14 protein-coding genes, 1 pseudogene and 1 riboswitch are annotated in these 16550 nt (G+C 68.1%); of the genes and pseudogenes, 8 read left to right on the top strand and 7 right to left on the bottom strand.

All coding sequences use genetic code 11. The features are described 5' to 3' along the window. Positions 1–88 precede the first annotated feature (88 nt). Positions 89–1108, top strand: a complete 1020-nt coding sequence (locus tag ACVOK1_RS07005) for a ribonucleotide-diphosphate reductase subunit beta (RefSeq protein ID WP_049433139.1) — start codon at positions 89–91, stop codon at positions 1106–1108. Positions 1109–1274: 166 nt separating this feature from the next. Here the strand turns inward: ACVOK1_RS07005 and ACVOK1_RS07000 are convergent, their stop codons facing one another. Further along, complete coding sequence (locus tag ACVOK1_RS07000) at positions 1275–1910, bottom strand: LysE family translocator (protein WP_481561549.1); 636 nt, start codon at positions 1908–1910, stop codon at positions 1275–1277. 93 nt (positions 1911–2003) lie between these two features. Between ACVOK1_RS07000 and ACVOK1_RS06995 the strand changes: the two genes are divergently transcribed. The 3 genes from ACVOK1_RS06995 (at position 2004) to ACVOK1_RS06985 (ending at position 4509) form a co-directional block, all read left to right on the top strand. After that, positions 2004–2426 carry an acyl-CoA thioesterase gene (locus ACVOK1_RS06995; RefSeq protein ID WP_481561547.1) on the top strand — a complete coding sequence of 141 codons (423 nt, stop codon included), beginning with the start codon at positions 2004–2006 and terminating at the stop codon, positions 2424–2426. A gap of 43 nt (positions 2427–2469) precedes the next feature. Beyond that, the gene (locus ACVOK1_RS06990) at positions 2470–3276 is read left to right on the top strand and encodes an NAD-dependent protein deacetylase (protein ID WP_481561546.1); all 807 of its coding nucleotides are present in this window, start codon (positions 2470–2472) and stop codon (positions 3274–3276) included. 129 nt (positions 3277–3405) lie between these two features. Continuing rightward, entirely contained in the window at positions 3406–4509 is a 1104-nt protein-coding gene (locus ACVOK1_RS06985) for an NADH:flavin oxidoreductase/NADH oxidase (RefSeq protein ID WP_481561545.1), read from the top strand. 3 nt (positions 4510–4512) lie between these two features. On the opposite strand, the gene ACVOK1_RS06980 is transcribed toward ACVOK1_RS06985, so the two are convergent. Further along, positions 4513–5424, bottom strand: a complete 912-nt coding sequence (locus ACVOK1_RS06980) for a LysR family transcriptional regulator (protein WP_481561544.1) — start codon at positions 5422–5424, stop codon at positions 4513–4515. Between the two features lie 135 nt (positions 5425–5559). Between ACVOK1_RS06980 and ACVOK1_RS06975 the strand changes: the two genes are divergently transcribed. Continuing rightward, the gene (locus ACVOK1_RS06975; RefSeq protein WP_481561543.1) at positions 5560–6438 is read left to right on the top strand and encodes a hypothetical protein; all 879 of its coding nucleotides are present in this window, start codon (positions 5560–5562) and stop codon (positions 6436–6438) included. 69 nt (positions 6439–6507) lie between these two features. Continuing rightward, positions 6508–7356 (top strand): annotated as a pseudogene (gene purU, locus ACVOK1_RS06970) (formyltetrahydrofolate deformylase); the annotation flags it as partial. 88 nt (positions 7357–7444) lie between these two features. Here purU and pncA read toward each other — a convergent pair. From pncA to ACVOK1_RS06945, 5 genes are all read right to left on the bottom strand, one after another. After that, positions 7445–8071 (bottom strand): bifunctional nicotinamidase/pyrazinamidase, encoded by a 627-nt coding sequence (gene pncA, locus ACVOK1_RS06965; RefSeq protein WP_200753410.1) that lies wholly within the window; start codon positions 8069–8071, stop codon positions 7445–7447. 56 nt (positions 8072–8127) lie between these two features. Beyond that, on the bottom strand, positions 8128–8799 hold the full coding sequence (locus tag ACVOK1_RS06960) for an epoxyqueuosine reductase QueH (RefSeq protein ID WP_481561542.1): 672 nt from the start codon (positions 8797–8799) through the stop codon (positions 8128–8130). A gap of 141 nt (positions 8800–8940) precedes the next feature. Next, positions 8941–9168: riboswitch (cobalamin riboswitch) on the bottom strand. A gap of 111 nt (positions 9169–9279) precedes the next feature. Further along, positions 9280–10689, bottom strand: coding sequence for a nicotinate phosphoribosyltransferase (locus tag ACVOK1_RS06955; protein WP_481561541.1), 1410 nt, complete (start codon positions 10687–10689; stop codon positions 9280–9282). A gap of 65 nt (positions 10690–10754) precedes the next feature. Next, positions 10755–11804, bottom strand: a complete 1050-nt coding sequence (locus ACVOK1_RS06950; RefSeq protein ID WP_481561540.1) for a bifunctional nicotinamide-nucleotide adenylyltransferase/Nudix hydroxylase — start codon at positions 11802–11804, stop codon at positions 10755–10757. A gap of 335 nt (positions 11805–12139) precedes the next feature. Beyond that, on the bottom strand, positions 12140–13546 hold the full coding sequence (locus ACVOK1_RS06945) for an FAD-binding oxidoreductase (RefSeq protein ID WP_481561539.1): 1407 nt from the start codon (positions 13544–13546) through the stop codon (positions 12140–12142). A gap of 162 nt (positions 13547–13708) precedes the next feature. On the opposite strand from ACVOK1_RS06945, the gene ACVOK1_RS06940 reads away from it, so the two are divergent. Then, positions 13709–15583: a patatin-like phospholipase family protein gene (locus tag ACVOK1_RS06940; RefSeq protein WP_481561538.1), complete on the top strand. Its 1875-nt coding sequence runs from the start codon at positions 13709–13711 to the stop codon at positions 15581–15583. A 44-nt stretch (positions 15584–15627) separates the two neighbouring features. Beyond that, positions 15628–16065 (top strand): hypothetical protein, encoded by a 438-nt coding sequence (locus tag ACVOK1_RS06935; RefSeq protein ID WP_481561537.1) that lies wholly within the window; start codon positions 15628–15630, stop codon positions 16063–16065. Positions 16066–16550 lie beyond the last annotated feature (485 nt).

Genomic DNA, 16550 nt, shown 5'->3' with positions numbered 1-16550 from the left:
GTCGGCACTGCTGCTCGACTGCAGAAAAATACCAAGGTAGCGCCGGGCCACGCCCGGCGTTTTGACCCGAGAATTCAAGGAAACACCCATGGCCGACAAGCCCAAGCAGATGCTGCTCGATCCCGGTTTTGAACTGACCCTGCGCCCGATGCGCTACCCGCAGTTCTATGACATGTACCGGAACGCGATCAAGAACACCTGGACGGTGGAAGAGATCAACTTCCAGATCGACATCACCGACCTGCACAGCAAGATGTCGCCGGGTGAGCGCCACCTGATCCACCGCCTGGTCGCGTTCTTCGCCACCGGCGATTCGATCGTGTCCAACAACCTGGTGCTGAACCTGTACCAGCACTTGAACGCGCCCGAAGCGCGCATGTACCTGTCGCGCCAGCTGTACGAAGAAGCGCTGCACGTGCAGTTCTACCTGACCCTGCTCGACAACTACCTGCCGGATCCGGAAGAGCGCGTCAAAGCCTTCGCCGCGGTGGAGAACATCGACTCGATCAAGAAGAAGGCCGACTTCTGCTTCAAGTGGATCGACTCGATCCAGGATCTGAAACGCATCGAGACCCGTGCCGAGCGCCGCCAGTTCCTGCTGAACCAGATCTGCTTCGCTGCGTGCATCGAAGGCCTGTTCTTCTTCGCCGCCTTCGCCTACGTGTACTACTTCCGTTCGCGCGGCCTGCTGCCGGGCCTGGCCTCGGGCACCAACTGGGTGTTCCGCGACGAGAGCGCGCACATGGACTTCGCGTTCGAATCGGTGCGCGTGGTGCGTGAGGAAGAGCCGGACCTGTTCGACGAGGAAATGAAGCAGCAGGTCTATGACATGCTTGCCGAAGCGATCGAGTGCGAAGTGCAGTTCGCCGAGGACGTGCTGTCCGGTGGCGTGGCCGGTATCTCGACCCGCGACATGCGCCAGTACCTGCAGCACTGCGCCGACCAGCACTTCGCCAAGCTGGGCATGGAAAAGAAGTACAACGTGCGCAACCCGCTGCCGTTCATGGAACTGCAGGACGTGCAGGAGCTGACCAACTTCTTCGAACGCCGCGTCTCGGCCTACCAGGTCGGCGTGCAGGGCGAAGTCGCCTTCGACATGAACTTCTGATCGAACCGGTCAGGTCTGTCGCAACGAAGAACCCCGGCAATGCCGGGGTTTTTTGTTTCCGTAGAGTCAAGCCCATGCTTGGCTGCCGTGCTTTTGTAGAGTCGAGCCATGCTCGACTGATCTTCGCGAACAGCAGTCGAGCATGGCTCGACTCTACAAAGAGCGGTTACCGCCGCCCTTCCACCGCCATGCGCACGGCAAGCCCGGCCAGCACCGTGCCCATCAGCCAGCGCTGCGCGGCCTGCCAGCTCGGCCGTGCGGCCAGGAACGCCGCAATGCTGCCGGCCATCAGCACGATCACCGTGTTCACCGCCAGGCTGACCGCGATCTGGGTGAAGCCCAGCACCACCGACTGTGCCAGCACGCTGCCGTGGCCGTCCGGGTGCAGGAACTGCGGCAGCAGGGACAGGTACATCACCGCGATCTTCGGGTTCAGCAGGTTGGTCAGGAAACCCATCGCGAACAACCGGCGCGGGCTGTCCACGGGCAGTGCATGCACCGCGAAGGGCGAGCGGCCGCCCGGCTTCACCGCCTGCCAGGCCAGGTACAGCAGGTACAGCGCGCCGCCGATGCGCAGCGTGTCGTAGGCGAAGGGCACAGTCATCAGCAGGGCGGTGATGCCCAGCGCCGCGCACAGCATGTAGAAGACGAAGCCCAGCGCCACCCCGCCCAGCGACACCAGCCCGGCGCGGCGGCCCTGGCAGATCGAGCGCGAGACCAGATAGACCATGTTCGGCCCAGGCGTGAGCACCATGCCCAGCGACAGCAGGGCGAAGGCCAGCAGGTCGGTGGCGGCGGGCATGGCGGCGTTCCGTGCGGTGGGCGTGGCGCAGTGTAGCGCCGCCTGCACCGGGCCTGGCTTAAAATTGCCGCACCCCACAGCAATGGCCCCGCCATGACCTCCATCCCCGAAACCGTGCCGCCCATCGAAGTGCGCATGGCCGAAATCGTCTTCCCCAACCACACCAACCACATGGGCACCCTGTTCGGTGGCCAGGCGCTGGCGTGGATGGACAAGGCCGCCTTTCTGGCCGCCGCCCGCTATTCGCGCCGCACCGTGGTGACCGCGCGCAGCGACCAGGTCGATTTCAAGCTGCCCATCCGCATCGGCCAGATGGTGGAAACCGTGGGTCGCATCGTCGAAGTGGGCCGCAGCTCGATGAAGGTCGAGGTGGAGCTGATTGCCGAAGACCTGCACAGCGGCGAGCGCAAGCTGTGCACCCGCGGCCACTTCGTGATGATCGCGCTGGGCGAGGATGGCCAGCCGACCGCCGTGCCGCGCCTGCCGGGCGCTCCGGCGGCCGACCCGGCCAGCTGACCACGCGCTTGCGGGGGCGGCCCAACGCCCCCATTTCGCTGCCATGACCCCGCCGCTGACCGACTTCATCGACCGCGCCCAACGCCTGTTCGTGCTGACCGGCGCCGGCTGCAGTACCGCCTCGGGCATCCCCGATTACCGCGATACCGACGGCCAGTGGAAACGCACGCCGCCGGTGACCTATCAGGCCTTCATGGGCGAGGCGGCCACCCGCCAGCGCTACTGGGCGCGCAGCCTGCTGGGCTGGCCGCGCTTCGGCCTGGCCCTGCCCAACGGCACCCACCAGGCGCTGGCGGCGCTGGAAGCCCGCGGCAAACTGCAGGTGCTGCTGACCCAGAACGTGGACGGCCTGCACCAGCGCGCCGGCAGCCAGAACGTGATCGACCTGCACGGGCGGCTGGACCTGGTGCGCTGCATGGGCTGCGAACGCCGCAGCGAGCGCGAGGATTTCCAGCAGCGCCTGCTCGAAGCCAACCCGGGCTGGGACGCGCTGGACGCGGGTATCGCCCCGGACGGTGACGCCGACCTGGAAACCGACTTCTCCGCCTTCGTGGTGCCGGATTGCCCGTACTGCGGCGGCCTGCTGAAGCCGGACGTGGTGTTCTTCGGTGAAAACGTGCCGCGCGAGCGCGTGGCAGCCGTGCACGAGCACCTGCAGCAGGCCGATGCGGTGCTGGTGGTGGGTTCCTCGCTGATGGTCTATTCCGGTTTCCGCTTCGTGCAGGCTGCCGCAAAGGCCGGGTTGCCGGTGGCGGCGCTGAACCGCGGCCGCACCCGCGCCGATGACCTGCTGCAGTTCAAGGATGAACGGGACTGCGCCGAGGCGTTGGCGGGTTTCGCGACCCGGTAGCGCCGGGCCATGCCCGGCGGGCAACGGCGGCCGCCGACGCGCCCCCGCGAAACAGCGATCCATCCAGATGGTTGATCCGCAGGCCGTGCAGCGGTGCAATACGCACCCCCTACGCATGTCCTTACCGTCTTGAGCCAGCTGTTCTCGCCGATGTCCCTCGGCCCCCTGACCCTGCCCAACCGCATCGTGATCGCGCCGATGTGCCAGTACTCCGCCGAAGAGGGCCGCGCCAGCGACTGGCACGCCATGCACCTGGGCAACCTGGCGCAGTCCGGCGCCGGCCTGCTGATCCTGGAAGCCACCGCGGTCGAGCCGCGCGGGCGCATCAGCTGGGCCGACCTGGGCCTGTGGGACGACGAGACCGAGGCCGCCCTGGCGCAGGTGCTGGCCAGCGTCCGCCGCTGGTCGTCGATGCCGCTGGGCATCCAGCTGGCCCATGCCGGCCGCAAGGCCTCCACCGCCCGCCCGTGGGACGGCGGCCGCCAGCTGCCGGCCGACGCTGCCAACGGCTGGGCCACCGTCGCCCCGTCGCCGGTACCGTTCCATGCCGCCGACCCGGCGCCGGAGGCGCTGGATGAAGCCGGCATCGCCGAGGTCATCGCCGCCTTCGCCGCCAGCGCGGTGCGCGCCGAGCGCCTGGGCTTCGAGCTGATCGAGATCCACGCCGCGCACGGCTACCTGCTGCACCAGTTCCTGTCGCCGCTCAGCAACCGCCGCACCGACGGCTACGGTGGCTCGCTGCCGAACCGCCTGCGCCTGCTGGTGGAAGTGTTCGATGCCGTGCGCACCGCGGTGTCGGACAAGGTGTCGGTGGGCGTGCGCATTTCCGCCACCGACTGGGTCGATGGCGGCTGGGACCTGGTGCAGAGCGAAGCGCTGGCACAGATTCTCGACGCACGCGGCTGCAACTTCCTGCACGTGTCCAGCGGCGGCCTCGACGAGCGCCAGAAGATCAGCGTCGGCCCGGGTTACCAGGTACCGTTCGCGGCGGCCATCAAGGCCAAGAAGCTGCGCATGCCGGTCATCGCGGTCGGCCTGATCACCGAGCCGGAACAGGCCGAATCGATCCTGCGCCACAACCAGGCCGATGCCATCGCCCTGGCCCGCGGCATCCTGTACGACCCGCGCTGGCCGTGGCACGCCGCTGCCGCGCTGGGCGACAGCGTGGTGCCGTCGCCGCAGTACCTGCGCTGCGAGCCGCGCGAAGCGCGCAACGTGTTCCGCGCACGCTGAGCCTCAGACCTGCCAGGCCGGCGCGATGCCGGCCTGCAGGTGCTCGAACAGCGCGCGGATCTTCGCGGTGAAATCGCGGCGGTCGCTCACGCAGAAGAACACCTCCATCGGCTCCGGCTGCCAGTCGCTGGTCGGGCCGAACACCGCCTGCAGGCGGCCATCGCGCAGATAGGGCTCGGCCACGAACGCGGCCAGCCGGGTGATGCCCGCGCCTGCAGCGGCCAGTTCGGCCAGCGCGTCGATGTCATCGCAGACCATGCTCGGCGGCAGCGCCGCATCCACCCGCTGGCCGTCCTTCAGCAGGCCCCAGCGCAGCGGCCGGCCATCGGTGGGGAAGCGGTGCAGCAGCCCGCGATGGCCGTTCAGCGCGGCCGGATCGGCCGGCGTGCCGTGCGCCTGCAGATACGCCGGCGACGCACAGAACACGAAGGGGATGCGCGCCAGCGGCCGCGCCACCAGCCCGTCTTCCAGCTGCGCGCCGATGCGGATGCTGGCATCCACCGCTTCCGGCCCGTGCTGCACGGCGCGATCGCTCAGGCGCAGTTCCAGCTGCAGCTGCGGGTAGCGCTGCTGCAGGCGGGGCAGCAGTGGAGCCAACACGTGGCGGCCGAACGCGCTGCTGCTGGCGATGCGCAGCGGCCCGGACGGTTCGATATCGCCGGCGGTGACCATCGCCTGCGCGCGCGCCAGGTCGGCCTCGATGTGCCGCACCTGCGCCAGGTACACCGCACCGGCTTCGCTGAGTGCCAGCTGCCGCGTGCTGCGGTTGAGCAGGCGCACGCCCAGGTGGGCTTCCAGCCGGTGGATGTTCTGGCCCACGGCGGTGGCGCTGATGCCAAGGTGGCGGGCCGCGGCGGCAATGCTGCCGGTCTCTGCGGTGCGGGTGAAGCTGCGGATGAGCTGCAACAGGTTCATGACCGACCAGCTTGCCATGCGGGAGGGAAAGTATCGCTTGGGTCTGTACCAAGCCGCGCAGTGTTGTCGCATCCGCACTTGGTGTGTGTCCTTCGACCGCGCTAGGCTGCCTGCGTCCATGGGGAAGGAGGCCGCATGAAGTCGACCGCACTGCATCGTTGGATGGGTGGGCTGCTGTTGTTGGCCAGCGCCGGCGTGTCCGCCGCCCCGACCCCTCTGGCCGACCGCCTGCAGGCCATCGACGAAGACGCGCGGGCGATGCCACTGGCCGAGCGCGTGCAGCGCCTGCAGGTGGCCTACCAGGCCGATCCGCTGGCATCGATGCTCGCCGAGGGCTGCCAGGCCGTACCGGCCGAGCGCGTGGAGGATGCATTCGCGGCCACCCAGCTGGTCAACTTCTACGCGCCGGACGCGCAGCGGCTGGACCAGATGCAGTGCCTGTTGCCGCGTTTGCGGGGTCAGGGCGATGCCGCGAAGGCCCGCGCCGATGAACTGCACCGTGCGCTGATCGCACAGCGCCGGTTCGCCCAGGCCAATGCGCTGCGCGCCGATGCAGGCCTGGATGCCAAGGTTCTGCCCGGGATCACCGGTGATACGGTCGCGGCGCGCCAGGTGCTGGTGCTTTCAGACGCCGACCACGCCGTCCGCCGCACCCTGCCGCAGCAGGGCTGGCAGATCGTAGCGCTGGTCCATCCGTACTGTGGTTTCTCGCAGCGTGCCCTGGCGGCGATCACCACCGATCCCGCGTTCGCGGGGCTGCGGCCACACCTGCAGCTGGTGGTGCCCAACGACCAGAACTGGCCCATCCAGCAGATGCTGGACTGGAACCGTGCGCATCCCGATCTGCCGATGCAGCCGCTGCAGCCCGGCCCGGCCTGGACGGCGCTGCGCACTGGCCAGACGCCCACCTTCCATCTGCTGAAGGACGGCGCGCTGATGACCACCGCGCTGGGCTGGGAGAACGACGGGCAAGCGCTGCGGGCACTGCAGGCGCTGATGGAGGCGCCACGCTGATCATCGGCGCACACGGTTGCATCGGTGACCATCGTCCCCGCTGCCACGGCGCTGCCCTAAACTCGGGCGATGCGCCCCGATTCCATTCTTACCCTGTCCTGCCCCGACCGCACCGGCATCGTCTACCGCGTGTCCGGGCTGTTGTTCGACCACGGCTGCAACATCCTCGACGCCCAGCAGTTCGGCGATGAGGAGAGCGGCCGCTTCTTCCTGCGCGTGCATTTCGACCGCGACGCCAGCCTGCCGCTGGATACCGTGAATGCAGCAATGGCCGCGCTGGCCGCCGACTACGGCATGGACTGGCAGCTGCACGACGGCCGCCGCCGCGCGCGCCTGCTGGTGCTGGTCAGCAAGCAGGGCCATTGCCTGAACGACCTGCTGTTCCGCGCCCATAGCGGCCAGCTGAAAGTGGACATCGCCGCGGTGGCGTCCAACCACGCCGATTTCGCGCCGCTGGCCGCGTCCTACCAGGTGCCGTTCCATCACTTGCCGGTGAACGCGGACACGCGCGCCGTGCAGGAACAGCAGATCATCGATCTGGTCGAGCGCGAGCGTATCGACCTGGTGGTGCTGGCGCGCTACATGCAGATCCTTTCGCCGACGCTGTGCCGCGCCTTGGCCGGCCGCGCGATCAACATCCACCACAGTTTCCTGCCCAGCTTCAAGGGCGCGCAGCCGTACCACCAGGCGCACGCACGCGGGGTCAAGATCATCGGCGCCACCGCGCACTACGTCACCGAGGATCTGGACGAAGGCCCGATCATCGAACAGGACGTGGCCCGCGTGGACCACGCCATGGCACCGCGCGAACTGGTGCGGCTGGGCAGCGACACCGAATCCCAGGTGCTGGCGCGCGCCGTGCGCCGGCACGTCGAGCACCGCATTCTGCTCAACGGGCATCGCACGGTGGTGTTCCGGAATTTTCCCAGCCCGCGGCCGCCGGGCAGGGCCCGGCGCTACCAACGGCGGTTATCCGTTAGCGCCGGGCCATGCCCGGCGTCACGCCTCAGACGATCGCAATCCCCGCCTTGCCCAGCGCCTCACGCACCATCGCGTCGTTGGCTTCGGTCACCGGCCGGGTCAGGTCCCAAAGGAACTTCACCCGGAAGCCGGATTTCACCGCGTCCTGCGCGCTCCACAGCACGCAGTAGTCGCGCGCCAGGCCGCACACATGCACCTCGCGGATGCGGCGCTCATGCAGCCAGCCGGCCAGCCCGGTCGGCGGGCGTTCGCCCTCCGGACCATGGTTCTCGCGGAACGCGCTGTACGAGTCCACCTGCTGGCGGGTGCCCTTGCGCAGGATCAGGTCGGCCACGGTCCAGTCCACGCCCGGGTGCAGCGCGGCGCCGTCGCTGCCCTGCACGCAGTGGTCCGGCCACAGGGTCTGCGGCTGCGCGTGCAGCAGGATGCTCTCGAACGGGCGCGTGCCCGGGTGCTGGCTGGCGAACGAGGCGTGGTCGGCCGGGTGCCAGTCCTGGGTGGCCACCACCGTGCGGTAGCGGCGCTGCGCCAGCAGTTCGGCAATCGGCGCCACCAGCGCATCGCCCTGGTCACAGGCCAGCGCGCCACCGGGCATGAAGTCCGGCTGCAGGTCGATCACCAGCAGGGCGACATCGGCGGGCAGGGCGGTCATGGCAGGGTCCAGCACAGCAGAGGGGGCGACCAGCGTGGCCGCCCCCCGCGCACACGTCAATCGCCCTGCGGCGTTTCAGCCTCCTGGCCGTAGTACAGCAGGCCGATCTTGATGCGCTCGCGGCCGGTTTCGCGGCGGTGGCGGTTGGCATCGCGCAGCGAATACACGCAGCCGCAGTATTCCTGCTGGTAGAACTGCTCGCGCTTGCTGATCTCCACCATGCGGCTGGCACCGCCGCCCTTGCGCCAGTTGTATTCCCAGTACTGCAGGCCTTCGTAGCGCGAGGCCGCGCGCACGCCGCAGTCGTTGATCTGCGTCATGTTCTTCCAGCGCGAAATGCCCAGCGACGAACTGATGGTGTCGTAGCCGTGCTCATGCGCGTACAGCGCGGTGCGCTCGAAACGCATGTCGAAGCACATCGTGCAGCGGATGCCACGCTCGGGTTCGTTCTCCATGCCGCGCGCGCGGCTGAACCAGTTGTCGGTGTCGTAGTCGCAGTCGATGAGGGGGATGCCGTGCTGCTCGGCGAAGCGGATGTTCTCCTGCTTGCGCAGCTCGTATTCCTTCACCGGGTGGATGTTGGGGTTGTAGAAGAAGATCGCGTAGTCGATCCCGGAGGCGGTGATCGCCTCCATCACTTCGCCCGAGCAGGGCGCGCAGCACGAATGCAGCAGCAGGCGCTTGCCGTCGGCAGGCAGGGACAGGGCGGGGCGTTGGAACTCGGTCATCGTCGGGTGCATCTGGGCGTGGGCAACGGGTCTGGCCGGAAACCGTGAACAGGACGCGCGCGGCCACGTCGCCTGCACGCGCAGGACGACATTGGCCCCGGCAACCTCCCCGCGGAGATTCCAGGTCGAGTCAGGGGACAGTCGTGTCCCCCGGCCGGGGCCGGTATTCGGGCTGATGGACACGGGCCGCAGCCCACCTACTACCTGCCGCTTCCCAGGCGCGAGCCCAGTGCTGTTGGCAGGATTCGTTTCCATTCACCGCTGCGGGGCAGCTCCGGAATGGGCGCGTAAGGCGCCTTCACCGGATTCCCATTCAAATCCCTGCCGCCATCCAGCCGTGGCAGGGATACCTTCGGCGTGCCCACGGTGGACGCGTTGCCGGCCAGGGTCAAGGGGCAAGGGGGGGGCAGAGCCCGGCGGAAGGAAGGGGTCGGATCCCGCTGCCACGCAGCGGGCTCTGACCCCGGGCGGGACGAACCTTCAACGCCCCGCCGCAGCCCGCGCGCGGATGTCCTCCAGCCGCTGGTCGTACAGCAACCGGCCGTTCTCCCACACGGTCACCATCGCATCCTCGAAGCCGGCCGGCAGGGTGTCGTCACCGCTGGCCGGCAGCGCCACCGTATGCAGGCTGCCATCGTCCAGGCGGCGCAGCAGGCGCATGCGGCCGCGCTTGCTGGTCTTGCCCGCATCGGTGATCGGGTCCTTGTAGACATCGATCCAGGCACCGTCGACCCGCGCGGCCGAGCACTTCAGCGCGAATTTCTGCGTATCGCGGTCCAGCCGCTGCAGCAGCGCACCGCCCATGCCGAAGGCCACGTTGTCGGCGGCGTAGCCGTCCGCGGTGATGCGCTGCAGGATGGCGCGGATGGTGTCCGGGTTGATGCCATCGCCCTGGATCACCCGCACATGGTTGAGCACGCGGTAGCCCTTGCCGTTGATCGTGTGGCCAAAGGCCTCGTCCAGGCGGCGCAGGCTCTCGGCCACCACCTCCACCGGGTCGCCCGAATCGGGGCGGATGACCAGGGTCGCGCCGGAGGCGATCACTTCATCGCGCAGGGTGGTGCCCCAGTGTTCGCTGATGGCGCGGTAGATGTCATAGCTGTCCGACACCACCGCGACGATCGCACCGGGCCTGCCGAACTGGCGCAGCATGTTGCGGTAGGCATCCACTTCGCGCTCGCGGCCCCAGCTGGTGATGGTGCTGTGCTCGGCGGCGGGAATCGAATAGCCGGCCATCGGCGCGTGGTAGTGCGCGCGGGCCAGGCACAGCGCCGAGACGGTGTCGGTGCCGAGGAAGTTGACCAGGTGCGCGGCACCGCCCAGCGCGGCCGACTGCAGGCTCGATACACCGCGTGCGCCGAAGTCGTGCAGCTTGAACGGCAGCTGCCCCTGCGGGTCGTCGCTGGTCTGCTGCAGGAAACCGGCGATGGTCTGCCGCGCATGCCAGCTGATGGTGGCCACGGTGACCGGGTACCACACGCGCAGCAGCAGGGTTTCCAGGTACGAGGGCACCCAGAACGCGGCCGGGTCGGTCGATTCGATGGTCATCAGCGCCTGGTGCGTGGGCACCACGCTGCCCTCGGGCACGGCGCGGATGCGTACCGGCAGGTGGCCGCCGAGGCGATCGACGATATCGCGCCAGCCGGCTTCGTTGAACGGTTCGCCATGTGCGGCGAATACCGCGGCGGCGGCGTCGATATCGGCGTGGGTGACCGGCCGTGCCAGCGCGTCCTTGAGGATCGCCTGCAGGCCGAAGAACACCGTGCGGTCATGCAGGCCGCCGCGCGATTCCACGTAGAAGAACGTGGCATCGGTACCCGGCGGGTACTGCAGCCAGTGGCTGGCCTTGTAGCTGTCGGTGTCGAGGAGAAGATTATCGAGGTAATGCATGACGGAAGCTCCTTCGCGTCGAGTGACACCGGCGGTCTATCCGCCGGTGGGGAAAGCCGGTCGGGTCAGCCCCGGCCGAGGAAATATTCCAGGATGTGCAGGTGGTCTTCGAACAGCTGCGGGCCCATCTCCAGTGCTTCGCTCACCGGAATCCAGCGCGCCTTGTCGGCGTCGTCGCCGCCGCGCACCGCCGGCAGTTCACCGGCCGGGAATTCGAAGTGGAAACCGTGGGTGATGGTGCGGCCGCGCTGGCTGCGGTCGGGATGGTCGAACACCTGCTGGCTCTTCAACGAACCCTTCAGCACCGGCAGCGGAATCTTCAGCCGGGTCTCTTCACGCAGTTCGCGCAGGCAGCTGTCGAGCAGGCTCTGTTCCTGGCCGACGAAGCCGCCGGGTAGTGCCCACAGGCCCTTGCCGGGTTCCGAACGGCGGCGCACCAGCAGCACGTGGCCCGAATGCACCACCACCGCATCGGTGGTGACAAAGGTGGGCGCGTAGGGCGCGTCCTTCCAGGCGGCCTTGTACTGTTCGATGAAGCGGTACTCGGCCACCAGCTGGCCATAGGCCGGTGCGCTTCTGCGGAAGGCTTCGAGCATGTCGTACACCGGCGCCGGTACGTTGCCACGCAGCATCAGCAGCGCACCGTGGAAGTCGACGTCGCCGGCTTCGAACAGGTAGCGGCGCAGCTCGGTGGCCGACAGGGTGGCGGTGTGCTGCACGTCCACCAGCGGCCACTGCGGGAATTCGCGCAGGTAGTAGCTGGAGGCGTCCTTGTCCATGCCGATCAGGCCGACCTTGGCATCGGCGGCAGCGCCGTCGTTGCGCAGGGCTTCGGCCACCTGGCGCTGCACGTTGGCGATCCACTGGGCCTCGTTGTACAGGTGGTCGCGCAGCGGGCGGATCAGCAGGCGTTCGGTGTTGCCATCGAGGGCGGCCTGGATCATCACGGCGCGTTCGGCCACGGTCCAGGGATTGCGCAGGCTGCGGGGGGTATCGGCAGAGCCGACCAGGAAGATCAGCTTGCGGGCCCGGCTCAGGGCCAGGCGGGCAACGGCGGCGTGGCCGTTGTGGAAGGGCTCAAAACGCCCGATGAAGACGAGATAGTCGAATTCCATGAGAATCCCTCATGTCGTTGTGGTAGCCGCGGGTCTGTCCCTTGGCTTGGTGCTGATGCTACGCCGATGGTTGTCGGGGTCAAGTGTGGGGTTACCTGCGGTAGTGCCGGCCGCTGGCCGGCAACCTCAACTTCAAAAGCTGGCTATCCGTGGGTTGGCGGGGTGGGTCCGGTTGAGGGGGACGCCGTGAACCCATCCATGGGGGCTTGGTCGCGGCATCCATGCCGCTCACACCCCCTCAACCGGACCCACCCCGCCTTCGACGGTTTTCCGCGATCTGTGGGAACGGCACGGGGTCGGATCCCGTTGCATCGCAACGGGCTCTGACCCCATTGCTAGGGGGCGGCCAAGTAGCGCTGCCAGAGGTGGTTCACCAGCTGCATCTGCGGGTCGTACTGGCGTTTGCGTTCAACGAATGCGTTCCATTGCGGGTACGCGCGCTGGAACTGCTCGCGTGTGGCGTGCGGGCGGTAGGGCAGGTAGTAACGGCCGCCGCTTTCCACTGCTGCGTCAATCAATGCGCGGGTCCAGCGCGTGGACATCGTGTCGCCCCACGGGTGTCGTCGCTGCTTGTGGTACAGCACGAAGCAGAACACTTCTTCGTTCGCCCACTTCATCAACGCGGTCGTATCCGCCGGCGCGTGGCGGATCGATACGTTCAATGCATCCACGCGGTGGTGCTGCAGGATCGCGGCCATGCGCGTGGCGAAGGCCTGGAAGCTGCGCACGGGGATGAAGTATTCCTGCAGCAGGTAGGTCGACATCGCGCGTGTGCGGGGTTCCAGCGCGGCCACGTCCAGGCTCGCTTCCAGGTTGCGATGGATCACCCGCGGTTCGGCAATCTGCTGCTTCACCACCGAGCTCTCGCGCAGCTGCGGGCCACCGGGCAGTTCGGTGACGGCCCAGATCATGTTCTGCTCGTGGGCATAGTTCGCACCCACCGGTATCAGGCGCCGGGTGTCGGTCAGCGCTGCTGTGCTGCGCAGCCAGGTCACGGTCACCGGTGCATCGAAACGCGGCGGAATCAGGTCGGCGTTGTGCATCAACGCATCGCTGCGCGACGCCACGTTCTCGCGGAACCATTGCGGGTAATCGGCCAGTGCCACCCGCTCCATGTGCCGCGCCATGCGGTCGTTGTCGGCCAGGTCCAGCTCGACTTCACTGACCACGCCGATCAGGCCATAGCCACCGATGACCGCGGCGAACAGCTCCGGGTGCTGCGTGCGCGAGGTCTCGACCACCTCGCCGGACCGCAGTACCACCTGCAGCGCACGCACGGTGGAAGCGATGCTGCCGCTGCCGACGTAGCGACCATGGCAGTTCACCGACACCGAACCGCCCACGGTGAAATTGCTGAAGCTCTGCATCACCTTCACCGACAGGTTGTGCGGGTCCAGCCATTCCTGCAGCGCGCGCCAGCGCATGCCGGCCTGCACGCGCACCGCCTTGCGCGCGACGTCCAGCCACAGCAGGCGGTGGCTCGGCGTCAGGTCCAGCTGCAGGGCGCCGGCCGCACTGGTCTGCCCGCCCATGCTGTAGCGGCCGCCGGCCACGCAGATCGTGCCCCGGTGCTGCTGCAGGGCGGCCTGCAGGTCGGCCGTTTCGGCAACGGCCCGCACCGCGGCCACGTCGGTGGGTTCCAGCTGGCTGATGTCGTTGGCCACGGGCGTGCCGCGCCGGGTACAGGCACTGGCGGCAGTGGCGGCGGCACAGCCTGCGATGAACGCGCGACGGGTGGTCATGGCAATCCCTGCATGAGTGTCCTGGGCGCAGTGTGCCCCGGCACGGCGGGGGCGGCCAGTGGCCCTTCCGTGGGCGGGTTCTCAGGCTGTGAGAAGCCTTCGCGTCATACTGCATCCGTAGCGTCGGGTGGCATCTCAGGCACAGTCAGCGGGGGCAGGGTAGTGGCAGACAAGTACTGCGATCTGGTCATGAAGGGCGGCATCACCAGCGGCATCGTGTACCCCAATGCGGTACTGGCGCTGGCCCGCGATTATCGGTTCAAGAGCATCGGCGGCACCTCGGCCGGCGCCATTGCCGCGGCGGTCGCGGCAGCGGCGGCCTATGGCGATCGCCGCCAGCAGGCCGGCGAGCACCTGGCTGACGACGCCGGCTATGGCGGCCTGTCGGCGGTGTCGGCGCAGCTGTCGCGGCGCGGCTTCATCTACAGCCTGTTCCAGCCGGCGCGCGGTGCGCGGGCGGCCTACCGGCTGCTGGTGGCGCTGACCGGTGGTTACGGCTGGCCGCGCAAGCTGCTGTGCCTGGCGGTGGCCGTGTTCGAAATCGCCCCGCTGGAAGTGCTGGTGTCGCTGGCGCTGCTGCTCGGCCTGGGCTGGTGGGGCGGCGGTTGGAGCGGCGTGGCGGCCACCCTGCTGCCGTCGCTGCTGTGCGCCTATGGTGCGGGTGTGGCCGGTGCCGCGCTGCGGGTGGCGAGGGTGGCACGGCGCAACCTGCTGGGCCTGTGCAGCGGCCTGGGCCGCGATGCGCGCAAGCCGGCGCTGACCGAATGGCTGCACGAGAGCCTGCAGCAGCTGTCCGGCAAGCCGCTGGACGCGCCGCTCACCTTCGCCGATCTGCACGACGCGCCCCGCTATGCCGGCGAGCCGGAGAGCCCGCATGCGATCAGCCTGCAGATGATCACCACCTGCGTATCGCACAACGAACCGCGCACGCTGCCGCTGGGTGGCGCGCAGTTCTGGTTCCTGCGCGAGGAGTTCGAGCAGCTGTTCCCGGCCAGCGTGGTGCAGTGGCTGGTCGACCATGCCGGTGCGCCGGTGGATGTGGAGGGCCGGCAGTACTACCACCTGCCGCAGGGCCCGCAGTTGCCGGTGCTGGTGGCCACCCGCATGAGCCTGAGTTTCCCGCTGCTGATCAGCGCGGTGCCTCTGCATGAACCCGCGCGCCGCGAGCGCCGCTGCGAGCCGTCGCCGGCCGCGGCCGATGCCGAACACAACGTGGCCGACAGCATGGAAGGACTGACCAGTGCCGGCCAGTCCTGCGGGCCGGTCATCACCGCGTTCCGCATCTGCTGGTTCTCCGATGGCGGCATCAGCAGCAACTTCCCCATCCACCTGTTCGACGCGGCGATGCCACGCTGGCCGACCTTCGCGATCAACCTGGTCTACCCGCAGCACGCCGAGGATGTCAGCCACGGCACCACCGGCCAGCAGGCGCTGGAGCGTGCGGTGGTGCTGCCTACCGAGAACCGCCACGGCTGGCAGCGGCATTACCAGTCCATCGCCACGCCGCTGGCCGCGGCCGAGCTGGGTCGCTTCCTGTTCGCAGTGGTGGCCACCATGCAGAACTGGCGCGACCTGCTGCAGGCGCGTGCACCGGGCTACCGCGACCGCATCGTGCATGTGAGCCTGCAGGGCGACGAAGGCGGCATGAACCTGGACATGCCGCAGGAGGTGCTGAGCCGCATCGCTGACAAGGGCAGCCTGGCCGGCGCACGCTTCTGCGCGTTCTCGTTCGAGAATCACTACTGGATCCGTTGGCGCAACCTCGCTTCGGCCTACCAGCGCTACACGCTGGAAGTGGCGCGCACCGACGACCCGGCGCAGCAGGTGCTGGCTTATCGTGCGGCATATTCCATCGTCGCCCGCGGCGAGCCCGTGCCACCTTCGTACAAGCTCGGCTCGGAAGACAAGCGTCGTGGTTCGCAGCAGCTGTGGGCGCAGATGGTGGAGCAGGGCCGCACCTGGGAAGACCTGGGCCCGGACCTGACCGACGGCGCACCACGTCCGCTGCCGCAGATGAAGGTCACGCCGATCTACTGACCGCGATCGCTACAATCGCGGCTCCCCATTGCAAGGAACGCCCCATGTCCGCCCGTCAGCAACCGCTGGACCTGCTTGAACGTCTTGACGCCCGTGATCCGGAGCACCTGCCGGTGGTACCGCTGGCCGCGTACTTCGAAGGCAACGACTTCGAAGAGTGCATCGCACCGAACCAGTGGGGCTACGGTCGCCCGCCGATTGCCGAGCTGTACGCACGCCTGGCCGCGATTGGTGAAAAGCCCGAAGTGGAAGGTATCTACGTGGGCCTGCACCAGGACTGGGGCAGTGCATTGGAAGACGACAGCGAATGGCCTGCCGCGGAGAACGTGCACGTGCTGACCCGCGCCGACGCCGCAACCGTGGAAGGCTGGCTGCAGGGCCTGGAATGCGACGGCGTAGGCGAAGGCTGGCCGTACGGCCAACACATCGACGCCCCCGTGCCCTCGGAAGGCCACCGCGTACTGACCGTGTTCTGGGACTGAAACGTGCCAACCAAGGTTGGCACCTACCAGTAGATCCACGCCATGCGTGGATGCATTTCAAGATAAGAATTCATCCGGATGCGGTCAGAGCCCGTTGCGTCGCAACGGGATCCGACCCCGTGCCGACTAACGGTCGGCACCCACCAGAGCAGTAGAGCCACGCCACGCGTGGATGCATTCCAAGATGAGAATTCATCCGGATGGGGTCAGAGCCCGTTGCGTCGCAACGGGATCCGACCCCGTGCCGACCAACGGTCGGAACCCACCAGTAGAGCCACGCCACGCGTGGATGCATTCCAGTTTGAGAATTCATCCGGATGGGGTCAGAGCCCGTTGCGTCGCAACGGGATCTGACCCCGTGCCGTTCCGACAGCTCGCAGGAAACTGTCGAAGGCGGGGTGGGTCCGGTTGAGGGGGTGTGAGCGGCATGGATGCCGCGACCAAGCCCCCATGGATGGGTTCACGGCGTCCCCCTCAACCGGACC

The organism is Stenotrophomonas sp. STEN087 (assembly GCF_056759115.1).
Note: the sequence above shows the minus strand (reverse complement) of the source record. Positions and strands in the feature narration are given on the sequence as shown.

Bases quoted from the DNA above. Each gene is read 5' to 3' on its own strand.
- ACVOK1_RS06975 (WP_481561543.1), top strand. From the start codon at position 5,560: ATGAAGTCGACCGCACTGCATCGTTGGATGGGTGGGCTGCTGTTGTTG.
- ACVOK1_RS07005 (WP_049433139.1), top strand. From the start codon at position 89: ATGGCCGACAAGCCCAAGCAGATGCTGCTCGATCCCGGTTTTGAACTG.
- ACVOK1_RS06950 (WP_481561540.1), bottom strand. From the start codon at position 11,804: ATGGAATTCGACTATCTCGTCTTCATCGGGCGTTTTGAGCCCTTCCAC.
- ACVOK1_RS06995 (WP_481561547.1), top strand. From the start codon at position 2,004: ATGACCTCCATCCCCGAAACCGTGCCGCCCATCGAAGTGCGCATGGCC.
- ACVOK1_RS06990 (WP_481561546.1), top strand. From the start codon at position 2,470: ATGACCCCGCCGCTGACCGACTTCATCGACCGCGCCCAACGCCTGTTC.
- ACVOK1_RS06935 (WP_481561537.1), top strand. From the start codon at position 15,628: ATGTCCGCCCGTCAGCAACCGCTGGACCTGCTTGAACGTCTTGACGCC.
- pncA (WP_200753410.1), bottom strand. From the start codon at position 8,071: ATGACCGCCCTGCCCGCCGATGTCGCCCTGCTGGTGATCGACCTGCAG.
- ACVOK1_RS06955 (WP_481561541.1), bottom strand. From the start codon at position 10,689: ATGCATTACCTCGATAATCTTCTCCTCGACACCGACAGCTACAAGGCC.
- ACVOK1_RS06945 (WP_481561539.1), bottom strand. From the start codon at position 13,546: ATGACCACCCGTCGCGCGTTCATCGCAGGCTGTGCCGCCGCCACTGCC.
- ACVOK1_RS06980 (WP_481561544.1), bottom strand. From the start codon at position 5,424: ATGAACCTGTTGCAGCTCATCCGCAGCTTCACCCGCACCGCAGAGACC.
- ACVOK1_RS07000 (WP_481561549.1), bottom strand. From the start codon at position 1,910: ATGCCCGCCGCCACCGACCTGCTGGCCTTCGCCCTGCTGTCGCTGGGC.
- ACVOK1_RS06960 (WP_481561542.1), bottom strand. From the start codon at position 8,799: ATGACCGAGTTCCAACGCCCCGCCCTGTCCCTGCCTGCCGACGGCAAG.